The organism is Streptomyces sp. NPDC048479, assembly GCF_040651435.1.
Classification (GTDB): domain Bacteria; phylum Actinomycetota; class Actinomycetes; order Streptomycetales; family Streptomycetaceae; genus Streptomyces.
In genome coordinates this window covers 1-4310 of sequence record NZ_JBEZKA010000086.1, presented here as the reverse complement: position 1 = coordinate 4310, position 4310 = coordinate 1, and the positions used below count along the sequence as shown (strand labels likewise).

Genomic DNA, 4310 nt, shown 5'->3' with positions numbered 1-4310 from the left:
AAGATGCTGTGGGCCGCATCGACTGGGAGGTGGCGGTGGATTCCGCTGCCGTCCGGGCCAATCAGCATGCGGCCGGGGCCAGGCATGCACCGCCCTGGCACTGGTGGAAAGGGTGCCTCTATCGCTTTCGTCAAGCCGTAGCCGGTGTGGGGGGCTGGTAGAAGGTCCCGTCTCGGAGCATGGCGAAGAGGTGGTCGATGTGCCGTCGGGCTAGTACTCCAGCAGCGGTTCTCTATTTGCGCTGGTCGGAGTGCCTGCTTGGAGTCTAGTGGGCTGATGGCCCGTCAGGGTGGCGGTGGTTCGTTACTCACCTGATCGGGGTGCGTGCGGCGTTGGTAGTGGCAGGTTCGGGCGATGGCTTGGTGGCGTCGCCGCCAGTTGGACCATTGGACTCGGTGTTCGGGGCGTAAAGATCGCGGCGGTCGTGCCTTCGTGGAACGGGCAAGGTCCAGGAGTCGCCGGATTTCTGCCACAGTGAGGGGCGTGAGGGTGGTCGAACCGATTCTTCGGCCCCCCTTTCGAAGGCCCGGGCGGCCATGGCGGCAAGGAAGGCGTGGGCGAGCATGGCCAGTGTGATGTGCCGGTACCAACCGACGTAGCGACGGACTTCGTACTGGTCGAGGCCGCATTCATTCTTCGCGGCCTGGAAACACTCCTCGATGGCCCAGCGGGAGCCGGCCACCCGCACCAGCTCGGCCACGGTCGTCTCGCAGGGTGCGTCTCGCCGGACACGTCGCCGGAGAGCGCGGTCGCGCTCATGCCGTCCCGCCCACAGTAGGGAGGGCGAGGCTGCACCACGTGGTGGTGCCGTCGTCGCTGGTGCCCCAGGCGTCGGCGAGGGCGTCGATGATCAGGACGCCGCGGCCATGCTCCTCTATCAGACCAGGCCGACGCTTTTGCGGCAGTGCCGTGGAGCCGTCGGTCACTTCGATGCGAACCTCTTCGCTCGGCAGATAGGCCAGGGCGAAGCCGATCTCTTCGCCCGCCCCGTGCTCGATCGCGTTGGCGAGGAGTTCGCTGATCAGGAGCTGGATGTCGTCGATCAGCCCCGGGAAGCCCCAGTGGCTGACCTTGGCGGCCCCGACGCGGCGAAGCGCGCTCACCCGCAGGGCCTCACCCTCACCGACGGGCTCGCCCGCGGGCCGGTCGGGACGGGCGATAGAGGCGAGGACACGGTCAGGCACCGTTCTCGGCGGCCGGGCCTGCGGACGGGACGCTATGGCTTCACCGCACGGCTCCTGGAGGGTGTTCTGGCTCGGTGTGGTGAGAGTCATGTCCCGGTCCTCCGTAGGTCCTTGGGGTACGACGCATCACGGCCTTCCCAGCTTCGAAGACCTGTTTGTGTGCATCGCCGTCCGCGTTCTCGCTGACCCAACTACCCTCTAGCGTGTGCGAGTTACTGTGCAAGCGCATTGGCGAAGGCTCGAAAATTGGCACATGCCAGATCACTAACAGGGGCTTGTTCAAAGGGGCACAGAGGGTGGGACACTCGACCACAAGACGCACGCCGATACCAGACAGAGTGCTCGCTGAGCACCCATAGGCACGGGGAGAGGGCGGCAAGGTGGCAGCACGGCGAGGACCCACATTCCGGCGCAGAGAACTCGGCAAAGAGCTGCGGAAGCTCCGGGAGAAGAACGACCTCACCCTCCAGGAGGTGGGCACCCGGCTGAAGTTCTCGCACACCAAGCTCGCGCGAGTGGAGATCGGGGAGAACGACCTGCCTCGCGTGGGCGACCTGGAAGCCCTGATGGACCTGTACGGGCTCGATGGAAAGGAAGACCGGGAAACGCTGCTGCAGCTGCACCGCGAGTCGCTGAGCAAAGATCCCTGGACGCCCTACCGGCACGTCATGCCCTCGAAGATGCCGACATACCGGGGCCTGGAACAGGATGCCAAGGCCATGCGCGCGTTCCAGCCGAGCTTCGTCTTCGGGCTCCTGCAGACCGAGGCGTATGCGCGGTCGCTGTTCATAATCGCCAAACCGGTCGACGAAACCACGACCGAATACGTGGAGCAGAACGTCCGGCTGCGACTGGAACGCAAGGAGCTGATCACGAGATCCGACAGCCCGCTGGAACTGCGCGTCATCCTGGACGAAACCGCCGTCCGGCGCATGATTGGTGGCCGTGAGGTGATGCGTGAACAGTTCAACGAGATCGTGGAGTTGAACCGGCTGGAGAACGTGACGGTGCAGATCTTCACACACATCGTGGTCGGCTACCGGGCCGAGAGCAACTTCGCGGTGCTCGACTTCCCTGATGCCCTCGACCCGATCGTCCAGACCGACATGCCGAACACGATCAGTGTCACGGATGAGGACCTCGAGGTCAAAAAGCACATCCGTCGCTTTGACGCCATGCGTGAAAGCGCCCTGGCTCCGGCCGACACAGCCGGGTTCCTGCACCAACTAGCACGAGAGTGGAAGTAGCCATCAATACTCACATCACGGCCCCGGAAGTGGCCGAAGAATCCGCCTGGTTCAAGTCCTCCTACAGCAACGACACGGGAGGATCCTGCATCGAGATCGCCGACCTAGCCAGCCAGGTCGGCATCCGCGACTCCAAGGACAAGACCGGCCCGGTACTTGTCGTCCCCGCCTCGGCCTGGGGCTCTTTCGTGTGCCTCGTCGTCTCCGACCAGGCCGACTTCGGCATGGTCGACCTGTAGCCCTTGCCCAGCAACGGACGACGAAGCACTGCAGCCGGTGTTCACCTCTGTGGAGAAGAGGTGGAACGCCGGCTGCAGTGAGCAAGCCGACCCTCGCTCCTGACGGCCCATCCGTGGCTTCCGCAGGCTGCCCCCGGCGCTCGCCGCTGAGCTCGACGAGCGGGGGCACCCGGCGCTTCACGCTGCCCACAGCCAAGATCAGCCAGGCCACGCCGATCTCCCAAGGCCAGCGTCTGCATCTGCTCGGACGCCTCCTCGCCGGACATGACCTGCCGCTGCGAGCCCGAGTGGCCGCGGTCATCGTCCTGCTCTACGCCCAGCCGCTCACCCGAGTCGTGCGACTCACCATCGACGACGTCATCCGGGGCGACCAGGTACTCCTCCAGCTCGGTGACCCGCCCTCCCCGGTCCCCGGGCCCTTCGCGGACCTGCTGCTGGAGTGGATCGACAGCCGCGACAACATGAATACTGCCACGAACTGCGGCTCCCGCTGGCTCTTCCCCGGCCGTCGGGCCGCACAACCGATGCACCCCTACGTCCTTGCCGCCTCGATCAACGACCTCGGCATACCGACCACCGCCAGCCCGGTGATGCCGCACTAGTGCCGCATCAAGCAACGTTGGCCCTGTTGTGATGTGACGTGCCGTCCGGGTGCTGTGCCGGGCGGTGTGTGTCCGTCACCCTGTCCCGGGTGGCAGAGCGAGTACGCGTGCGTGAGATCGATGATGACGAGGGCCGGCGGTTGCTGCGGATCATCCGCAGGGGCACTGGGTCGGTGGTGACCTGGCGGCGGGCCCAGATGGTGCTGCTGTCCGCGCAGGGCATGCCGGTGGCGAAGATCGCCGAGGTGTCGTTCACCAGCGACGACCGGGTGAGGGACGTGATCCACAACTTCAACGAGGACGGCTTCGACTCGCTGTATCCCAAGTACAAGGGTGGCCGGCCGAAGACGTTCACGTTGCCCGAGCGTCGCGAGATCAAGAAGATCGCGAAGTCCAGGCCGGTCGAGCACGGCCTGCCGTTCTCGACCTGGAGTCTGGCCAAGCTGGCGGACTTCCTGGTCGCTGAGGGGGTGGTCGACGACATCAGCCACGAGGGCCTGCGCATCCTGCTCCGTGAGGAACGCGTCTCCTTTCAACGCCTGAAGACCTTCAAGACCTCCCGCGACCCGGACTACGCGGCCAAGAAAGCCCGCGTCGAACACCTCTACGCGATCGCCGACGGCGAGGTCATACCCGAGGACGGCGAGCCCGAAGTCGTCTTCTGCATGGACGAGTTCGGTCCGCTCAACCTGATGCCGCACCCGGGCTGGCAGTGGGCCGAACGCGGCGGCAGGCACAAGAACCCCCACCGTGAGCCACGCCGACGGCGCCGGGCCACCTACAACCGCTACGGCGGGGTGCGGCACCTGTTCGCCGCCCTGGACCTGGCCAAGAACAAGCTCTACGGCCACATCAAGCCCATCAAGCGGCGCACCCAGTTCCTGGAGTTCTGCCGCTACCTGCGCACGTTCTACCCGGCCAATGTCCGTATCGCGATCATCTGCGACAACTGTGAGACTCCTGGAGTGCCGTCGGGGGCCGGAGCCTGACCCGTGCGACAACTGGCCACAGTTGCCTTGGAGTAGATCTGTCGGCTTC

4 protein-coding genes and 2 pseudogenes are annotated in these 4310 nt (G+C 65.5%); 4 read left to right on the top strand and 2 right to left on the bottom strand.

Annotation, left to right across the window (positions count from 1 at the left end; translation table 11 throughout):
* Positions 1–307: 307 nt before the first annotated feature.
* Both AB0D12_RS40930 and AB0D12_RS40925 read right to left on the bottom strand, forming a co-directional pair.
* A pseudogene (locus AB0D12_RS40930) lies at positions 308–715 on the bottom strand (hypothetical protein); the annotation flags it as partial.
* 40 nt (positions 716–755) lie between these two features.
* Complete coding sequence (locus AB0D12_RS40925) at positions 756–1274, bottom strand: ATP-binding protein (RefSeq protein WP_362695093.1); 519 nt, start codon at positions 1272–1274, stop codon at positions 756–758.
* A gap of 290 nt (positions 1275–1564) precedes the next feature.
* Here AB0D12_RS40925 and AB0D12_RS40920 point away from each other — a divergent pair, with 290 nt between their 5' ends.
* The 4 genes and pseudogenes from AB0D12_RS40920 to AB0D12_RS40905 form a co-directional block, all read left to right on the top strand.
* Positions 1565–2431: a helix-turn-helix transcriptional regulator gene (locus tag AB0D12_RS40920; RefSeq protein ID WP_362695090.1), complete on the top strand. Its 867-nt coding sequence runs from the start codon at positions 1565–1567 to the stop codon at positions 2429–2431.
* Between the two features lie 29 nt (positions 2432–2460).
* Positions 2461–2670 carry a DUF397 domain-containing protein gene (locus tag AB0D12_RS40915; protein WP_362695087.1) on the top strand — a complete coding sequence of 70 codons (210 nt, stop codon included), beginning with the start codon at positions 2461–2463 and terminating at the stop codon, positions 2668–2670.
* Positions 2671–2783: 113 nt separating this feature from the next.
* Positions 2784–3272, top strand: a complete 489-nt coding sequence (locus AB0D12_RS40910) for a hypothetical protein (protein ID WP_362695084.1) — start codon at positions 2784–2786, stop codon at positions 3270–3272.
* 89 nt (positions 3273–3361) lie between these two features.
* Positions 3362–4222 (top strand): annotated as a pseudogene (locus AB0D12_RS40905) (IS630 family transposase); the annotation flags it as partial.
* Between the last annotated feature and the right edge of the window lie 88 nt (positions 4223–4310).